At 69.9% G+C, this 17,002-nt stretch carries 17 protein-coding genes; 15 read left to right on the forward strand and 2 right to left on the reverse strand.

The window, feature by feature from the left end; translation table 11 throughout:
* The first annotated feature begins 124 nt into the window (after positions 1-124).
* The 12 genes from glmS (at position 125) to DFR72_RS19710 (ending at position 11,650) form a co-directional block, all read left to right on the forward strand.
* On the forward strand, positions 125-1,984 hold the full coding sequence (glmS, locus tag DFR72_RS19655; RefSeq protein ID WP_090074397.1) for a glutamine--fructose-6-phosphate transaminase (isomerizing): 1,860 nt from the start codon (positions 125-127) through the stop codon (positions 1,982-1,984).
* Complete coding sequence (locus DFR72_RS19660) at positions 1,985-3,370, forward strand: NAD(P)H-hydrate dehydratase (protein ID WP_090074399.1); 1,386 nt, start codon at positions 1,985-1,987, stop codon at positions 3,368-3,370.
* A gap of 37 nt (positions 3,371-3,407) precedes the next feature.
* A complete protein-coding gene (gene alr / locus DFR72_RS19665) occupies positions 3,408-4,493 on the forward strand; it encodes an alanine racemase (RefSeq protein WP_090074402.1) in 1,086 nt (361 codons plus the stop codon).
* The gene (locus DFR72_RS19670; RefSeq protein WP_170176316.1) at positions 4,490-5,587 is read left to right on the forward strand and encodes an alpha/beta fold hydrolase; all 1,098 of its coding nucleotides are present in this window, start codon (positions 4,490-4,492) and stop codon (positions 5,585-5,587) included. The genes alr and DFR72_RS19670 overlap by 4 nt, the downstream gene beginning before the upstream one ends.
* Complete coding sequence (gene tsaE, locus DFR72_RS19675) at positions 5,584-6,045, forward strand: tRNA (adenosine(37)-N6)-threonylcarbamoyltransferase complex ATPase subunit type 1 TsaE (protein WP_245983159.1); 462 nt, start codon at positions 5,584-5,586, stop codon at positions 6,043-6,045. The genes DFR72_RS19670 and tsaE overlap by 4 nt, the downstream gene beginning before the upstream one ends.
* A gap of 63 nt (positions 6,046-6,108) precedes the next feature.
* Positions 6,109-6,453, forward strand: coding sequence for a hypothetical protein (locus DFR72_RS19680; RefSeq protein WP_090074407.1), 345 nt, complete (start codon positions 6,109-6,111; stop codon positions 6,451-6,453).
* Between the two features lie 315 nt (positions 6,454-6,768).
* Entirely contained in the window at positions 6,769-7,449 is a 681-nt protein-coding gene (tsaB, locus tag DFR72_RS19685) for a tRNA (adenosine(37)-N6)-threonylcarbamoyltransferase complex dimerization subunit type 1 TsaB (protein ID WP_090074409.1), read from the forward strand.
* On the forward strand, positions 7,446-7,904 hold the full coding sequence (rimI, locus tag DFR72_RS19690) for a ribosomal protein S18-alanine N-acetyltransferase (RefSeq protein WP_090074412.1): 459 nt from the start codon (positions 7,446-7,448) through the stop codon (positions 7,902-7,904). The genes tsaB and rimI overlap by 4 nt, the downstream gene beginning before the upstream one ends.
* Positions 7,897-8,952 carry a tRNA (adenosine(37)-N6)-threonylcarbamoyltransferase complex transferase subunit TsaD gene (tsaD, locus tag DFR72_RS19695; RefSeq protein WP_090074415.1) on the forward strand — a complete coding sequence of 352 codons (1,056 nt, stop codon included), beginning with the start codon at positions 7,897-7,899 and terminating at the stop codon, positions 8,950-8,952. Before rimI ends, tsaD begins: the two co-directional genes overlap by 8 nt.
* Before the next feature lie 37 nt (positions 8,953-8,989).
* Positions 8,990-9,973, forward strand: coding sequence for a glycosyltransferase family 2 protein (locus DFR72_RS19700; protein ID WP_090074418.1), 984 nt, complete (start codon positions 8,990-8,992; stop codon positions 9,971-9,973).
* Complete coding sequence (locus DFR72_RS19705) at positions 9,970-10,404, forward strand: GtrA family protein (RefSeq protein WP_245983162.1); 435 nt, start codon at positions 9,970-9,972, stop codon at positions 10,402-10,404. The genes DFR72_RS19700 and DFR72_RS19705 overlap by 4 nt, the downstream gene beginning before the upstream one ends.
* On the forward strand, positions 10,397-11,650 hold the full coding sequence (locus DFR72_RS19710; RefSeq protein WP_090074421.1) for a hypothetical protein: 1,254 nt from the start codon (positions 10,397-10,399) through the stop codon (positions 11,648-11,650). The genes DFR72_RS19705 and DFR72_RS19710 overlap by 8 nt, the downstream gene beginning before the upstream one ends.
* On the opposite strand, the gene DFR72_RS19715 is transcribed toward DFR72_RS19710, so the two are convergent.
* On the reverse strand, positions 11,651-13,156 hold the full coding sequence (locus DFR72_RS19715) for an alkaline phosphatase D family protein (protein WP_090074423.1): 1,506 nt from the start codon (positions 13,154-13,156) through the stop codon (positions 11,651-11,653). It abuts the gene before it with no gap.
* A 175-nt stretch (positions 13,157-13,331) separates the two neighbouring features.
* Between DFR72_RS19715 and groES the strand changes: the two genes are divergently transcribed.
* Both groES and groL read left to right on the forward strand, forming a co-directional pair.
* The gene (gene groES, locus DFR72_RS19720) at positions 13,332-13,625 is read left to right on the forward strand and encodes a co-chaperone GroES (RefSeq protein WP_053737364.1); all 294 of its coding nucleotides are present in this window, start codon (positions 13,332-13,334) and stop codon (positions 13,623-13,625) included.
* An 84-nt stretch (positions 13,626-13,709) separates the two neighbouring features.
* Positions 13,710-15,335, forward strand: coding sequence for a chaperonin GroEL (gene groL / locus DFR72_RS19725; RefSeq protein ID WP_090074426.1), 1,626 nt, complete (start codon positions 13,710-13,712; stop codon positions 15,333-15,335).
* Positions 15,336-15,410: 75 nt separating this feature from the next.
* Here the strand turns inward: groL and DFR72_RS19730 are convergent, their stop codons facing one another.
* On the reverse strand, positions 15,411-15,707 hold the full coding sequence (locus tag DFR72_RS19730) for a WhiB family transcriptional regulator (RefSeq protein WP_090074428.1): 297 nt from the start codon (positions 15,705-15,707) through the stop codon (positions 15,411-15,413).
* Positions 15,708-15,887: 180 nt separating this feature from the next.
* On the opposite strand from DFR72_RS19730, the gene DFR72_RS19735 reads away from it, so the two are divergent.
* A complete protein-coding gene (locus DFR72_RS19735; protein WP_170176328.1) occupies positions 15,888-16,826 on the forward strand; it encodes a MerR family transcriptional regulator in 939 nt (312 codons plus the stop codon).
* Positions 16,827-17,002: the final 176 nt, after the last annotated feature.

A 17,002-nucleotide genomic window follows, 5' to 3' on the forward strand; every position in this document is an offset into this window, starting at 1 on the left:
GTAGTCGATCCTGTCGTCCGCACCACACCTGAGATTGGTCTACACCATACGTGCGTTTGACCAGCGCAAACAGAGCGCTCTCACTCATTAGGGTTAGCGGCGTGGTCTAGCTAGTCTGTTTCCCGTGTGCGGAATCGTGGGATACGTGGGTCACCAGTCGGCGCTCGACGTCGTGCTGGACGGGCTGAGGCGCCTCGAATACCGGGGTTACGACTCAGCGGGCGTCGCGGTCGTGACAGGCGACGACCTCGCCGTCGAACGCAAGGCCGGACGGCTGCAGAACCTGGAGACGAGGCTCGACGAGGTGGGTCGCGAGAACTTCGCGGGCACCGTCGGCATGGGCCACACCCGGTGGGCGACGCACGGTGCGCCGATCGACAAGAACTCGCACCCGCACCGCGACACGACGAACCGTGTCGCCGTGGTGCACAACGGCATCATCGAGAACTTCCTCGCGCTGCGCGCCGAACTCGAGGGCCTCGGCGTCGAGATGGCGTCCGACACGGACACCGAGACGGTCGCGCACCTCGTGGCGTTCGCCTACGCCGAGGGCGACACGAAGGGTGACCTGCCTGCCAGCGTGCGCAAGATCGCCCGCCGGCTCGAGGGCGCGTTCACGCTCGTGATCACGCACGCCGACGAGCCCGACCAGGTCGTCGCCGCGCGCCGCAACTCGCCGCTGGTCGTCGGCGTGGGCGAGAACGAGTACTTCGTCGCGAGCGACGTGGCCGCGTTCATCGCGCACACCAAGGAAGCCGTCGAGCTGGGCCAGGACCAGATGGTCGTGCTGAGCCGCTCCGGTTACGAGGTCACCGACTTCGACGGCGAGGTCGCGCAGGCCAAGCCGTTCACGGTCAACTGGGACCTCAGCGCCGCCGAGAAGGGCGGCCACGAGTACTTCATGCTCAAGGAGATCGAGGAGCAGCCGGAGGCGCTGGCGAACACGCTGCGCGGCCACTTCGCGAACGGCCGGATCGTCCTCGACGAGCAGCGCCTCTCCGACCAGGACCTGCGCGACGTCGACAAGGTCTTCGTCATCGCCTGCGGCAGCGCGTACCACTCCGGTCTCGTCGCGAAGTACGCGATCGAGCACTGGACCCGCCTGCCCGTCGAGGTCGAGCTGGCCTCCGAGTTCCGCTACCGCGACCCGGTGCTCGACCGCGACACGCTCGTCGTCGCCGTCTCGCAGTCCGGCGAGACCGCGGACACGCTGGAGGCCGTGCGCCACGCACGCGCGCAGAAGGCCCGCGTCCTGGCCGTCTGCAACACCAACGGCGCGCAGATCCCGCGCGAGTCCGACGCCGTGCTCTACACGCACGCCGGTCCGGAGATCGGTGTCGCGTCGACGAAGGCGTTCCTCGCCCAGATCGCCGCGAACTACCTCGTGGGCCTGGCCCTGGCGCAGGCGCGCGGCACCAAGTACCCCGACGAGGTCGCCCGCGAGTTCCACGAGCTGGAGGCCATGCCCGAGGCGGTGCGGCGCGTGCTCGGCACGGCCGAGCAGGTCCGTGCACTGGGCCGTGAGCTCGCCGACTCGAAGGCGGTGCTGTTCCTCGGCCGTCACGTCGGCTACCCGGTGGCACTGGAAGGCGCGCTCAAGCTCAAGGAGCTCGCCTACATGCACGCCGAGGGCTTCGCGGCCGGCGAGCTCAAGCACGGCCCGATCGCGTTGATCGAGGAGAACCTCCCGGTCGTCGTGGTCATGCCGTCGCCGAAGGGCCGTGCCGTCCTGCACTCGAAGCTGGTGTCCAACATCAGCGAGATCCAGGCCCGCGGCGCCCGCACGATCGTGATCGCGGAGGAGGGCGACGAGACCGTGCGCCCGTTCGCCGACCACCTGATCGAGATCCCGGCCGTCCCGACACTGCTGCAGCCGCTCATCTCGACGGTGCCGCTGCAGATCCTCGCGGCCGAGATCGCGTCCGCCCGCGGCTACGACGTGGACAAGCCTCGCAACCTGGCGAAGTCCGTTACCGTCGAGTGAGTGAGAGGCGTCTGGCACACCGAACGCGTCAAGTCCGCTGAAGAGGAGCTCATGGCGGTCGTCCCGCCGGGCTCGCTGATGCGCAAGGCCGCGTTCGGTGTGGCCACCCACGCCCTCCGGCTCCTGCAGGGCCGCCGCCGCGTCACGTTGCTCGTGGGTGCGGGCAACAACGGCGGCGACGCCCTGTGGGCCGGTTACTTCCTGCGCCGCCGCGGGGTCGCGGTGTCCGCGGTGCTCCTGTCCCCGGAGAAGGCCCACGCCGAAGGCCTCGCCGCGTTCCGCCGAGCGGGCGGCCGGATCGTCGCCGACGTCGGCACCCCCGATCTCGTGATCGACGGCATCGTCGGCCTGTCCGCGCGCGGCCCGTTGCGCCCGGCCGCCGCCGCTCTGGTCGAGAGCGTCGAGGCCCCGGTCCTCGCGGTGGACCTGCCGTCCGGCATCGACCCGGACACCGGCGAGATCTCCGGCCCGCACGTGAAGGCGCACACCACCGTCACGTTCGGCTGCCTGAAGCCGGTGCACGCGCTGGCCGACTGCGGTGACGTGCACCTGGTCGACATCGGTCTGCGGCCGGTGGACCCCGACTTCGTGCTGCTCGACCGCGCGGACGTCGCCTGGCCGGTGCCGGGCCCGTCCGACGACAAGTACACGCAGGGCGTCACAGGGGTGGCAGCCGGCAGCACCACCTATCCCGGTGCCGCGGTGCTCTCGACCGGCGCCGCCGTGCTCGCGACCTCGGGCATGGTCCGCTACGCCGGTCCGGCCGCCGACGCCATCCGCGCCCGCTGGCCCGAGGCGATCTGCACCGGCTCGATCACCGACGCCGGTCGCGTCCAGGCCTGGGTCGTCGGACCCGGCATCGGCACCGGCGGCTCGTCCGCGGACGTCCTGCGGTCCGTGCTGGACGCCGGTGTGCCGGTCATCGCCGACGCGGACGCCATCACGCTGCTCGCCTCGACCCCGTCGCTCTGGGACGCCCGCGACCCCGACGCCGCCCTCGTGCTGACCCCGCACGACCGCGAGTTCGAACGCCTGGCCGGCCCGGTCGGCGCGGACCGCGTCGCGGCGGCCAGGAAGGCCGCGCAGCGGTTCGACGCCGTGGTGCTGCTCAAGGGCCACCGGACCGTCGTGGCGGCGCCGGACGGACGGGCGCTGGTCAACTCGGCGACGTCGTCCTGGCCGGCGACGGCGGGGTCGGGCGACGTCCTGTCCGGCATCATCGGCGCGCTGCTGGCCGCGGGCCTGGACCCGTTCCTGGCAGCGGGGTACGCGGCGTACGCGCACGTGCTGGCGGCCGAACTGGGAGCGGACGGGGCGCCGTTGCCCGCCTCGGGCTTGATGGAAGCGATCCCGGCGGCGATCCGCGCGCTGCGAGTTGCGCCATAGTCCCTGTTCGCGGCTGTCATGGCACGATGAACAGGTTATGGCCCGTTCAGAAGTTGTCGTCGACCTAGGCGCGCTGCGGCACAACGTCGCCCTGCTCGCCGGTCTCGCCCCTGCCTCCGAGACGATGGCCGTCGTCAAGGCGGACGGCTACGGCCACGGAGCGGTGCAGGTTGCCCGGGCCGCGCTCGAAGCCGGTGCCACCTGGCTCGGTTCGTGCTCGACGCAGGAAGCCCTCGCGTTGCGTTCGGCGGGCATCCAGGCCCCGGTCCTGGCCTGGCTCGACGCCCCGGACGAGGACCTGGCGGCCGGTCTCGCGGCCGACGTGGACATGTCCGTGTCCTCGCTGTCCGACCTGCGCCGGATCGAGCAGGCCGCGCTGGAGGCCGACGCACGGCCGCGGCTCCACCTCAAGATCGACACCGGGCTGAGCCGCAACGGCTGCCAGCCCCACGACTGGCCCGAGCTCGTCGAGGCCGCGAAGCAGCACGAGGTCGTCGCCATCTGGTCGCACCTCGCGTCCGCGGACGAGATCGGCGACCCGTCCATCGACCTGCAGGCCAAGCGGTTCGACGACGCCTACGAGGTCGCGAAGGCCGCCGGTCTCGACCCGAAACGGCACATCGCCAACTCGGCGGCCCTGCTGACCAGGCCCGACCTGCACTTCGACATCGTCAGGCCCGGCATCGCCGTCTACGGGCTGAACCCGGTGCCGACCGATCACGACCTCAGGCCGGTCATGAGCTACCGGTCGCACGTGGCGCTCACGAAACGTATCCCCGCAGGTGAGTCGGTCTCCTACGGGATGACATGGACAGCGCGGACGGACACGACGCTGGCACTGGTGCCGGCGGGGTATGCGGACGGTGTCCCGAGGGCGCTCTCCGGCCGGATGGAGGTGCTCCTGGACGGGAGGCGCCGCCCGGTGGTCGGCCGTGTCTGCATGGACCAGATCGTCGTGGACTGCGGGGACGACGAGATCGCGGAGGGTGCCGAGGTCGTCCTGTTCGGCGACGGGAGCCGCGGGGAGCCGACGGCGACGGAGTGGGCGGAGCTCACCGGGACGATCGACTACGAGATCGTCTGCGGGATGTACCGGCCACGGGTGCGGAGGATCTACACGTGAAGCCGGTGTGGAAGGTCGTCGGGTGGGTCGGTGGCGCGGTCGGCGCCGTCGTCGCCGGTGCGGCCGTGGCGCAGACCGCGAAGGTCTCGCACGAGCGCAAGAACGCGACGGACCGCCTCGCTGACGAGCCGTTGGGTCAGCTCAGGCCCGATCGCGAGTCGACGGTGGCCGCCGAGGACGGCGTGCCGATCTCCGTCGAGGAGGTCGACCCCGCGGACGGCGGCGAGCCGGACATCGCCGTCGTGCTGGTGCACGGGTTCGCGCTGGACCGCCGCTGCTTCCACTTCCAGCGCCGCGACCTCGCCGAGCTGATCGACCCCCGCGTCCACCAGGTGCTCTACGACCAGCGCGGCCACGGCCGTTCCGGGAAGTCCTCCGCCGAGAACAGCACGATCGACCAGCTCGCGCTCGACCTCGACTCGGTGATCCGCGCGGTCGTGCCGGAAGGTCCGCTGGTGCTCGTGGGCCACTCCATGGGCGGTATGACGATCATGGCGCTGGCCGAGAAGCACCCCGAGCTCTTCGAGGACCGGGTGCGCGGCGTGGCGTTGATCGGCACCGCCGCCGGCGCCGTGGGCGGCGCGGGGCTGCCGAAGTCCGTGCTGTCGCGGTACAACCTGGTGACGCTCGGCGTCGGCCGGCTCGCGGGCATCCAGCCGGGGTTCGTCGAGTGGGTCCGCAAGGGCACGAAAACCCTGACGTGGAGCGGCATCCGCGCGCTGGCGTTCGGCGACCGCAAGGTTGCACCGTCCCTTGTGGACCTGATGGAGCAGATGATCAACGGGACGAGGGTGTTGGTCCTCACCGAGTTCCTGGAGACCCTCGGCACGCACGACCGCTACAAGGCGCTGGCCGGACTGAGGCACTGCGAGGTGCTGATCCTCAGCGGTGACGCGGACAAGCTCACGCCGTTCTCGCACGCCGCGCGGATGGCGGAGGAGATGCCGCACGCCACGCTGGTGCGGGCCCCCGGTGCCGGGCACATGGTGATGATGGAGCAGGCTGATCTCGTCAACGACCACCTGGTCGCGCTCGTCGAACGCTGCGCGACCGATCGCGGAGAGAGTCGGAAGAAGTGGTGGCGCCGAGCGTGAAGACCGTCGAACTGCCCCTGGTGGAGGACACCGAGGAGTTCGGCCGCAAGCTGGGTGAAGTGGTGCGGGCGGGCGACCTGCTGCTGCTCGCCGGGCCGTTGGGAGCCGGGAAGACGGCGCTGGTGCGCGGCCTCGCGCGCGGCCTCGGCGTGCAGGGCCGCGTGTCCTCGCCGACGTTCGTCGTGGCCCGCGTGCACGAGCCCGCCGAGGACGGCAGGGGAGTGCGGCTGGTGCACGTCGACGCGTACCGGCTCGGGGGTCACCTGGACGAGCTGGACGACCTCGACCTGGACACGGACCTCGTCGACGCCGTGGTCGCCGTCGAGTGGGGCGAGGGCGTGGCGGAACGCCTGAACGAAGATCATCTGCTGATCCGCCTCGAACGCGGGATCGACGACGTTCGCACAGCTCAGCTGATCCCGCAGGGCGACTGGAGCTCGCGTCCCCTGCCGGTGTGAGGTTCGCGACGCACGGGGCCGCAGTCCATTGAGGACAGAGCGTGACCTGCCGATGATCCGGTCATGATCAAGAAGACGCTCCTCTCGACCGCAGTCGTCGGTGGTGCCCTGCTGGCCTCCTCCGCTCCCGCTTCCGCCGGCGAGCACGACCGCTCCGACGGCATCGGCGTCGCCGAGAACCTCTGCGCCGCGCCGTGGCTGTGGAACGGCCCGTTGTCGCTGCTGTACGAGGGCCACGCCCCCGGCTACGCCGCGTGCAACGACAACCACGCCGGCCGTGATGACGGCATCAGCGTGCTGAACAACGCCTGCGTCGCACCGTGGCAGTGGAACGGCCCGCTGGAGATCTTCACGGTCGACCACTCGTCGTCCTACGTCGCCTGCAACGGCGACACGTCCGGCCGCTAGTCGCCGGAAGGTCGTGGGGATGGCCGAACGAGCCCGTCGGCCATCCGCTCGTCCGTCACCGACGGATGCTTGAGCAGGACGGCCTCGGCTCGCGATCACCCGGTCCAGCGACGTGGACCGGCCTGGTGCGAGCCGCTTGAGGACGCATCGCAGGTGCGGGTCCAGGCAGTGCCTGTTCGCCCCTGCTCAGCAGATGGCGACGAGGTCGTCGAGAAGTCGGTCATCCGCCCACCGCTTGCCGCCGAATCGCCTGCGGCGGTTGGCAGCAAGAGGTGACCGGATGACCGACACGACCTCGTACTACCCTGGACAATCGTGCTAGTGCTCGCCGTCGACACGGCCACCCCCGCAGTCACCGCCGGTGTGGTCGAACTCGTGCCCGACTCCCCGCCGCGCCTGCTCGCGAAGCGGGTGACGCTCAACGCCAAGGCGCACGGCGAGTTGCTCACCCCGCACATCAGCGACGCGCTCGCGGAAGCCGGCAAGACCTTCGCCGACCTCGACGCGATCGTCGTCGGTGCAGGTCCCGGGCCGTTCACCGGCCTGCGGGTCGGCCTCGCCACCGCCGCCGCGCTCGGCCAGGCGCTCAACCGCCCGGTCTACCCGGTCGCCACCCCGGACGCCCTCGCCAAGGACGCCGCCAGCGGCCACCCGCTGCTCGTCGCGACCGACGCGCGGCGCAAGGAGGTCTACTGGGCCGCCTACGACGCCGCCGGTCGCCGCACGGACGGCCCGCACGTCGAGCGCCCGCAGGACCTCGCCGAGAAGCTGCCGAAGATGGGCATGCACCAGGCCACGGGTGAGGGTGCCGAGATCTACGCCGACGTCCTCGGCTTGGAGCTGCTCCAAGCGAAGCACCCGAGCCCGGAGGGCCTGGTCGCCGCCGCGGCCGCCGAGGTGCTCGCCAAGGCCCGCCCGGCCGCGCTCACCCCGCTCTACCTGCGCCGTCCCGACGCCGTCGAGCCCACCGGGCGCAAGAGGGTGACCAGGGCATGACCACCGGCACCGTCACGCTCGCGCCGCTGCGGCACGCCGACGTGCCCAGGTGCCACGAGATCGAGCTGGCGCTGTTCCCCGGCGACGACCCGTGGAGCGAGAACGCGTTCCGCAGCGAGCTCGACAACGGCAACTACTACATCGGCGCGTACGCCGACGACGAGCTGATCGGGTACGCCGGGCTCGCCGCCGGTGAGCACGAGGCCAGCGTGCACACGATCGCCGTCGTCGGGCACTGGCAGGGCAGGGGTGTCGGCAAGATGCTGCTGAGGGACCTGCTGGCCCGCGTCGACGAGATCGGCGTGCCGGTCTACCTCGAGGTCCGCACGGACAACGAGCCCGCGATCACCCTGTACCTGGCGCACGGCTTCGAACGCCTCGGCCTGCGCCGCCGCTACTACCAGCCGTCGGGTGCCGACGCGTACACGATGGGAAGGCCTGCTCAAAGTGTCTGATCGCTTGATTCTGGGCATCGAGAGCTCGTGCGACGAGACGGGCTTCGGGATCGTCCGCCTCGGTCCGGACGGCTCGCTCGAACTGCTCGCCGACGAGGTCGCCTCCAGCGTCGAGGAGCACGCCCGCTTCGGCGGCGTCGTGCCCGAGGTCGCCTCGCGCGCCCACCTCGAAGCGCTGGTCCCGACCATGCGCCGCGCGCTCGACACCGCGAAGGTCGAGCTCTCCCAGATCCACTCCATCGCCGTCACCGCCGGACCGGGCCTGGCCGGCGCGCTGCTGGTCGGCGTGTCCGCCGCGAAGGCGTACGCGGCCGCGCTCGGCAAGCCGCTCTACGGCGTGAACCACCTCGCTGGCCACGTCGCCGCGGACACGCTGCAGCACGGCCCGTTGCCGCAGCGCTGCCTCGCGCTGCTGGTCTCCGGCGGTCACTCGCAGCTGCTGCTGATCGAGGGCGGCCTGGCGAACTCGATCACCGAGATCGGGTCCACCGTCGACGACGCGGCCGGTGAGGCGTACGACAAGGTCGCGCGGCTGCTCGACCTGCCGTACCCCGGCGGCCCGCCCATCGACAAGCTGGCCAAGCAGGGCAACGGGTGCGCGATCGCGTTCCCGCGCGGCCTCACCGGCCCGCGCGACGCGAAGTACGACTTCTCGTTCTCCGGCCTGAAGACCTCGGTCGCCCGCTGGGTCGAACGCGCCGAGCGCGCCGGCGAGGAGATCCCGCTGGCCGACGTCGCCGCGTCGTTCCAGGAGGCCGTCGCGGACGTGCTGACCGCCAAGGCGATCCGTGCCGCGAAGGACCTGGACGTCGGCACGCTGGTCATCTCCGGCGGGGTCGCGGCGAACTCCCGCCTGAGCGGGCTCGCCGCCGAGCGCTGCGCCGAGGCCGGCATCGAGCTGCGCGTGCCGCGGCCGCGGCTGTGCACCGACAACGGCGCGATGATCGCCGCGCTCGGTGCCCACCTGGTCGCGGCGGGTGCCAAGCCGTCCCCGATGGACATCTCGACGACGCCCGGTCTGCCCGTGGGCACGGTGCAGATACTCTGACGCCAATCCTGGGCGGACCTGAATCTTGGAGTAAGCGGTGAGCGCTGAACCCATGCGCACGATCACGTACCTGTTCCCGATCTACAACGAGGGCGGGAACATCGATCTGCTGCACAAGACGGTCTCCGAGGTCGTGAAGCCGCTGGAGGACCGGTACCGGGTCAACTTCATCTACGTCAACGACGGCAGCCGCGACAACTCGCTGGAGCTGCTCAACGCCGTCGCCGACGCGGACGACCGGGTCACGGTCATCGACCTGGCGCGCAACTTCGGTCACCAGCTCGCCGTGACCGCGGGGCTCGACCTCGCGGACGCCGACGCCGTGATCATCATGGACAGCGACATGCAGGACCCGCCCTCGGTCAGCCTCGAGCTGATCGAGAAGTGGGAGCAGGGCTTCGAGGTCGTCTACGCCCAGCGCCGTTCGCGCCAGGACACGGCGTTCAAGAAGGCGACCGCGCGGGCGTTCTACTGGTTCCTGCGCAAGGTCGCGGACATCGACATCCCGGAGAACACCGGCGACTTCCGCCTCATCGACCGCAAGGTCGTCGAGGAGCTGCGCAAGTTCCGCGAGCACAACAGGTTCCTGCGCGGGCTGGTGAGCTTCATCGGCTTCAAGCAGACCGCCGTGCAGTTCGACCGCGACAAGCGCCACGCGGGCGTCACCGGCTACCCGCTGCGCAAGATGATGCGGTTCGCCGCGGACGGCATCGTCGGCTTCTCCGCCGCGCCGCTGAAGCTGATCTCGAAGGTCGGCTACTTCATCTCGTTCCTGGCGTTCGTCGGCATCTGCTACGTCGTCGGCGTGAAGCTGTTCCTGCCGGACACCGCCGTTCCCGGTTGGGCGTTCATCACCAGCGCGGTGTTCTTCCTCGGCGGCATCCAACTCGTGATGCTCGGCGTGCTGGGCAGCTACATCGGCCGCATCTACACCGAGGTGCAGGCCCGTCCGCTCTACAGCGTGGCGTCGGTGCGCACCGCGACGAAGGTGCCGAACGACGCCAGGGCCCTCACGCCGTGAAGAAGCTGCTGAGCGCCCAGCAACTGCGCTTCGGCCTGGTCGGCATCGGCAACACCCTCGTCGACCTGGTCGGCTACACGGTGCTGTTCGCGCTCGGCACGCCTTTGGTGATCGCGAACCTGATCTCGACGACGATGGGCATGGCGCTGAGCTTCACGCTCAACCGCAGCTTCACGTTCCGCGCGGCAGGCGGTGGCGCGGTCCGGCAGATCGTGCTGTTCGTGCTGGTCACGGGCGTCGGCCTGTGGGCGATCCAGCCGCTGGTGATCATGCTGACCCGCGACCTGTTCGCCGGTCTGCCCGAGACGCTCGCCATCGCGGCGCCCAAGCTCGCGGGCATCTGCGTCGCACTCGTCTGGAACTACGTGCTCTACAGCCGGCTCGTGTTCCGCCCGGTAGAAGAACCCGCAAAGGAACCCGTTCATGACTGACACCGCGATCCGCGAGCCGGAGGTCGCCGCCACCGAGGCACCCCGGCCCGTTCCCCGGTGGAAGAGCGCGCTGACGGGTGACTTCGCGAAGGTCTTCCTGCTCGTCTTCGCCTGGCAGGTCTTCATGACCGTGCTCGGGCGGGTGCTGGAACCGCTGCTGCCGATCTTCGAGGGCACGCCGGCGTCGTCGCGTGCGGTCGACACGCTGCTGTCGCACACGCACCGCTGGGACGGGGAGAACTTCACCGGCATCGCCGAGGGCACGGCCTACCAGAACGTGCCGACCTCGCAGGCGTTCTACCCGGTCTTCCCGCTGTTCGTGTGGCTCGTGAAGATGCTGTTCCTCGGCAAGATCGGCACGCTGGTCGCCGGCATCATCGTCAACACCGCCGCCACCTGGCTCGGCGCGGTGGCACTGCTCAAGATCGCCAGGACCTTCCTGACCGGCGAGCGCGCCCCGTGGCTCGTCGTGATGGCCATGCTGACCTGGCCGTCGGCGTACTTCCTGCACGCGTTCTACAGCGAGGCCGTGTTCATCGCGCTCGGGTTCTGGGCGTACCTCTTCGCGTTGCGCCGCCAGTGGGTCTTCATGGGCCTGTGCCTGATGCCGCTGACCGGCGTGCGGATCACCGCCGTGCTGTTCGTCGGCCTGTGCTTCCTGGAGTTCTGGCGCAGCAAGGAGTGGAAGTTCCGCGGCCTGCTGTCGTGGCACCTGCTGTGGTTCCCCGCGAGTGCGGTGGGCTTCCTCGGGTTCGCGCTGTACCTGAAGGTCCTGGTCGGCGACCCGCTGGGCATGACGTCGGCGTACGAGAAGGCGCCGGCCTGGTCGTACCACCAGTTCACCCCGAACATCTTCGGCACGCTCTGGAACGAGCTGCTGATGTCGGTCAACACCCTGACCAAGCCAGCCGACCTCAGCACGTGGAACCTCACGAACCACGTGGTCCCGCTGGCCGGCATGGTCCTGCTGATCGCGGGCTCGATCTACCTGCTGGCCGTCCGCCGCAACGAGCTGGTGCCGGTCGGCGTGTTCGGCCTCGCGTCGATGGTCATGCTCACGCTGAACGGCAACCTGGTGTCCGTGCACCGCTACCTGCTGCCCTGCTTCGGCATCTACCTGGCGCTGGTGCTGCTCGGGCAGCGCGTCTCCGCGTTGAAGCCCGCGGTGTACGTGGTCATGTACACGGGCCTGGTCACGCAGACCCTGATGTACCTGATGTTCGTGTCGGGCAACTGGTCCGGCTGATCACTGCTCGTTGAGGCCCGGCTTTCCGTCCTCCACGACGAACGATGCCTTCGTGGAGACCGGCGAGCCGGGCCTCGTCACGTAATCGACGCCCCGGAAGTCCGTGCGCAGCTCATCGGGCGTGAACCTGGTGAGCGTGTAACCGCGGCGGTTGTTGAAGTACTTCACGTGCGGGTTCTCGCGCAGCCACAGCGGCGTCTCGGCGTACTCCTCCGAGCCGTCGCCACCGGCCGTGATCGAGGTGGTGACGAGCTCGGTCGCGAGCGTCTTCGACGACGGGTCGTTCCAGCGCTCCTTGACCTCCGCGCCCCACGCCGCGTGCACGTCGCCGGTCAGCACGATCGGGTTCCGGACGTCCGCGAAGCCCGCCACGACCCGGTCCCGGTCGGCCACGTAGCCGTCCCACGCGTCGAGCAGGAACTTGTCGACCTCGCCGGGGATGTAGTCGTACTGCGAGAAGAACACCTGCTGCCCGAGCACGTCCCAGCGCGCCCGCGAGCCCCGGAAGCCGTCGAACAGCCAGTCCTCCTGCGCGGCACCGAGCATGGTGCGCTCGGGCTCCAGCCGTTCGGGACAGAGCTGCAGCCCGTCCCCGCAGGCCTGGTCGGTCCGGTACTGGCGGGTGTCGAGCATGTGGAACGTCGCGAGCGAACCCCACCCGATCCGCCGGTACAGCCTCGGTGACCTGCGCAGGGGCATGTTCTCGTAGTAGGCCTGGATGGCCGCGGCCCTGCGCGCGGGGAAGTCCGGCTGGGGCTTGTCCGGCAGCATCCCGGCCCAGTTGTTGTCGATCTCGTGGTCGTCCCAGATCACCGACCAGGGCGCCACGGCGTGTGCCAGCTGCAGGTCGGGGTCGGTCTTGTACTGCGCCTGCCGCCGCCGGTAGTCCGCGAGCGTCGTCGTGGTCGGGCCCTCGACGTGCCGGACGTTGCCGCTCGGGGCGACGTGGATGCCGCTCTCGTACTCGTAGGTGTAGTCGCCGAGGTGCAGCACCAGGTCGGGCTCGTCCTCCGCCAGCCTGCGATACGCCGTGAAGTAGCCGTGCTCGTACTGCGCGCACGACGCGAAAGCCATCGTGAGCGGTACCTGCAGCGAGCCAGGAGAGGGCGCCGTGCGCGTGCGGCCCGTCCGCGAGAGGTGGTTGAGGGCCTTGAAGCGGTAGAAGTACTCGCGGCCGGGATCCAGCCCGACGAGTTCCACGTGGACGCTGTGCGCCTCCTCGGGTCGAGCCGTGGTGGAGCCGCGCTGCACGATTCGGGTGAATCGTTCGTCCTCGGCGACCTGCCACGCCACCTCGATCGGACGGGCCGGCATGCCTCCCAGACCGTCGTCCGCGAGCGGTTCCACGGCCAATCGCGTCCACAGGACCACTCCGTCGGGTGCCGGGTCGCCCGAGGCCACACCGAGTGTGAAAGGGTCGCTCGGCCGGGCCGATGCGGTGACCGAGAACGCTGTGACTCCGGCCACGCCTGCGAGCAGCAGCGTTCGGCGCGTCAACGAGGACATGCCCTGAATACGGCTCCCGGATGGTGATCGGTTCGGGGGGCTCGTTGAAGCCTTGGCACTCTCATGGGTAGAGTGCCAATTGCACGGCACCAGCACCGCCCCGACCCCCGCGACGGCGGGGTGGCAGGAGCCGTTAAACAAACGAACCTGCCAACGACCCGTGGAGGTCATCCCGGTGAGCGTGAACATCAAGCCGCTTGAGGACAAGATCGTCGTTCAGGCCTCCGAGGCTGAGACGACGACCGCCTCCGGCCTCGTGATCCCGGACACCGCGAAGGAGAAGCCCCAGGAGGGCAAGGTCCTCGCGGTGGGCCCCGGCCGCATCGACGACAAGGGCAACCGCGTCCCGGTGGACGTCGCTGTCGGCGACGTCGTCATCTACTCGAAGTACGGCGGCACCGAGGTCAAGTACAACGGCGAGGAGTACTTGATCCTCTCCGCTCGCGACGTGCTGGCCGTCGTCAACTAAGACGCTCGGCTGTCATGCCTGACGCCCCGGCGCCCCATCCGGGGCTTCCGGGGCGTTTCGCTACCCAGAGAGGCTTTGAGTTAAATGCCCAAGCAGATCAGCTTCGACGAGGACGCTCGTCGGGCACTCGAGCGCGGCGTGAACAAGCTCGCGGACACGGTCAAGGTCACCCTTGGCCCGCGCGGGCGCCACGTCGTCCTCGACAAGAAGTTCGGTGGCCCGACGGTCACCAACGACGGTGTCACCATCGCTCGCGAGATCGAGCTGGACGACCCGTTCGAGAACCTCGGCGCCCAGCTCGCCAAGTCGGTCGCCACCAAGACCAACGACGTCGCGGGTGACGGCACCACCACCGCCACCGTGCTGGCGCAGGCGCTGGTCAAGGAAGGCCTGCGCAACATCGCCGCGGGTGCGAACCCGACCGCGCTCGGCCGTGGCATCCAGGCCGCCTCCGACGCCGTCGTGGACGCGCTCAAGGCCAAGGCCACCCCGGTCAAGGGCCGCGAGAACATCGCGCAGGTCGGCACCGTCTCCTCGCGTGACGAGTCCATCGGCGCCCTGCTCGGCGAGGCCATCGAGCGCGTCGGCGAAGACGGTGTCATCACCGTCGAGGAGTCGTCCACGCTCGCGACCGAGCTGGTCATCACCGAGGGCGTGCAGTTCGACAAGGGCTACGTGTCGACGCACTTCTCGACCGACCTCGAGGCGCAGGAGGCCGTCTACGAAGACGTCCGCATCCTGCTGCACCGCGAGAAGATCTCGGCGCTGGCCGACGTCCTCCCGATCCTCGAGAAGGTCGCGGAGTCCGGCAAGCCGCTCCTGATCGTCGCCGAGGACGTCGAGGGCGAGGCCCTGTCCACGCTGGTGGTCAACGCCGTCCGCAAGACCCTGAAGGTCGTCGCCGTGAAGGCGCCGTTCTTCGGTGACCGCCGCAAGGCGTTCCTGGACGACCTCGCGGTCGTCACCGGTGGCGAGGTGATCTCCACGGAGATCGGCCTCAAGCTGTCCGAGACCACGCTCGAGCAGCTGGGCTCCGCCCGCCGCGTCGTCGTGACCAAGGACGACACCACGATCGTCGACGGCGGCGGCACCAAGGCCGACATCGCCGGTCGCGCGGAGCAGCTGCGCCGTGAGATCGAGAACACGGACTCCGACTGGGACCGCGAGAAGCTCCAGGAGCGCCTCGCGAAGCTCTCCGGCGGCATCGCCGTGATCAAGGTCGGCGCCGCCACCGAGACCGAGCTCAAGGAGCGCAAGCACCGCATCGAGGACGCGGTCGCCGCTACCAAGGCCGCGGTCGAGGAGGGCATCGTCCCCGGCGGTGGCTCCGCTCTCGTGCACGGCGCGAAGGTGCTCGACGGCGGCCTCGGCCTGTCCGGTGACGAGGCCACGGGTGTCGCGCTCGTCGCGAAGGCCCTGTCCGCGCCGCTGTTCTGGATCGCCGCGAACGCCGGCCTCGAAGGCGCCGTCGTGGTGAACAAGGTCCGCGAGGGCGAGTGGGGCTTCGGCATCAACGCTGCCTCGCTGGAGTTCGGTGACCTGCTCGAGCAGGGCATCATCGACCCGGTCAAGGTCACGCGTTCCGCCGTGGCGAACGCCGCCTCCATCGCGCGCATGGTGCTCACGACCGAGAGCGCCATCGTCGAGAAGAAGGCGGACGAGCCCGCTTCCGCCGGTGGCCACGGCCACGGGCACGGGCACGGCCACTGAGCGAACTGAGTTCTTCGGACTCGAACAAAGCCGGGTCGGCACCATTCGTTTGGTGCCGACCCGGCTGTTCTTTGTTCAGACTATTGCCAGTTGTCGTTTTCGTGCCTTGATGATGTGGTCGCGCTCCGATTCCGAGAGCCCGCCCCAGATCCCATACGGTTCCTGCACCGCCAGCGCGTGTTTGCGGCACAACTCCAGCACCGGGCAGGCGAGGCAGACAGCTTTGGCGCGAGCTTCCCGGCGAGATCTCGCCGGGCCCCGTTCACCATCGGGGTGGAAGAAGAACGCGCTGTCCATGCCCCGGCACGAACCGCGCATCTGCCAGTCCCACAGATCTGCGTTGGGACCGGGGAGCCTTCGGGTGTCCGCCATCGAGACCGCCTCCGTGACGACTGCTCCATTCGGCTTAACGATGATCCACCGTAGAACCGCGTCAAAACTTGTTCAAGAGGCTGAAGACCCTTATCAACTGATGGGTGACGGCACGCGTGTTCGATCACTCACCGCCCGGAGTTGCCGCCCGGATGAGGTGAACGGAACATGGCTCTCGTGATGACACCGCCGGTTCAAACCTCTGCCGGGAGTCACACGAGTGAGCCCCTTCTCTCAGTGGCCGCGGTGGCCAGGCGACTCGGCGTGGCTCCCGCCACCCTTCGCACCTGGGACCGCCGCTACGGACTGGGCCCGACCGGCCACACAGTGGGCCGGCACCGCAAGTACGGGCCATCCGACGTGGCCCGTCTCGAATTGATGCAGCGCGCCCTTCTGCGCGGTGCCTCGTCCGCCGAAGCGGCCCGTTTCGCGCTCGACTCGAAATCGGCGATGACACACGGAGTGGTTCCCGTCGCACCATCGGGTGGACGTGGACTGAAAATGCCCGGAGCGTCTCGATTGGCGCGTGGACTGGGCCGCGCCGCGGTCGCAATGGACTCCATCGCGGTGCAGGGAATGCTCGCCGACTCGCTGGCGTCCGACGGGGTGATCGCCACCTGGAACGAGGTGGTGCGCCCCGTGCTGACGGCCGTCGCCGCGCGCTGGCAGCTCTCCGGGACCGGCGTCGAGGTCGAGCACCTGCTGAACGAGTGCGTGCTCGCGGCGTTCGTGCGCGCCACACCACTCGTCACGCTCGGGCGCAACCACCGGCCCGTGCTGCTGGCGTGCATGCCGGAGGAGAGGCACAACCTCCCTCTCTACCCACTGGCCGCGGAACTGGCCCAGCGCGGCGTCGTCGTCCGGCAGCTGGGGGCGGCGCTGCCGATGGACGCCCTCGCCGCGGCCGTACGCCGTACCGCCCCCTCCGCGGTGGTGCTGTGGGCGCAGTTGCCGCGCTACGCCGATCCGGGGGTGATCTCCGCGCTGCCGCGGACCCGGCAGCAGGTGCGGGTGTTCGTCGGAGGGCCGGGGTGGACGCGGGGTGTGGTGACGGCGCCGGCGGAGCGCGTGGAGGACCTGGCCGCCGCTGTCGACGCGGTCGAGGCCGCTGTCACCTGACGCTTCGGCCGGGTGACGAGACGAACCGTCTCGTCTCGTACACCTCACAGAGCTTCGAAGTCTCCGCGCCTTGCCCGCCGCCGCCTTGCCCGCCGCCGCCTTGCCCGCCGCCGCCTTGCCCGCCGCCGCCTTGCCCGCCGCCGCCTTGCCCGCCGCCGCCTTGCCCGCCGCCGCCT

Origin of the sequence: Lentzea flaviverrucosa, from assembly GCF_003350445.1 — a bacterium.
Classification (GTDB): domain Bacteria; phylum Actinomycetota; class Actinomycetes; order Mycobacteriales; family Pseudonocardiaceae; genus Lentzea; species Lentzea californiensis.

Excerpts from the sequence above, each read along its gene's own strand:
- alr (WP_090074402.1), top strand. The coding sequence starts at position 3,408 with ATGGCCCGTTCAGAAGTTGTCGTCGACCTAGGCGCGCTGCGGCACAAC.
- DFR72_RS19730 (WP_090074428.1), bottom strand. The coding sequence starts at position 15,707 with ATGGCGGACACCCGAAGGCTCCCCGGTCCCAACGCAGATCTGTGGGAC.
- DFR72_RS19735 (WP_170176328.1), top strand. The coding sequence starts at position 15,888 with ATGACACCGCCGGTTCAAACCTCTGCCGGGAGTCACACGAGTGAGCCC.
- DFR72_RS19680 (WP_090074407.1), top strand. The coding sequence starts at position 6,109 with ATGATCAAGAAGACGCTCCTCTCGACCGCAGTCGTCGGTGGTGCCCTG.
- rimI (WP_090074412.1), top strand. The coding sequence starts at position 7,446 with ATGACCACCGGCACCGTCACGCTCGCGCCGCTGCGGCACGCCGACGTG.
- DFR72_RS19710 (WP_090074421.1), top strand. The coding sequence starts at position 10,397 with ATGACTGACACCGCGATCCGCGAGCCGGAGGTCGCCGCCACCGAGGCA.
- groL (WP_090074426.1), top strand. The coding sequence starts at position 13,710 with ATGCCCAAGCAGATCAGCTTCGACGAGGACGCTCGTCGGGCACTCGAG.
- DFR72_RS19715 (WP_090074423.1), bottom strand. The coding sequence starts at position 13,156 with ATGTCCTCGTTGACGCGCCGAACGCTGCTGCTCGCAGGCGTGGCCGGA.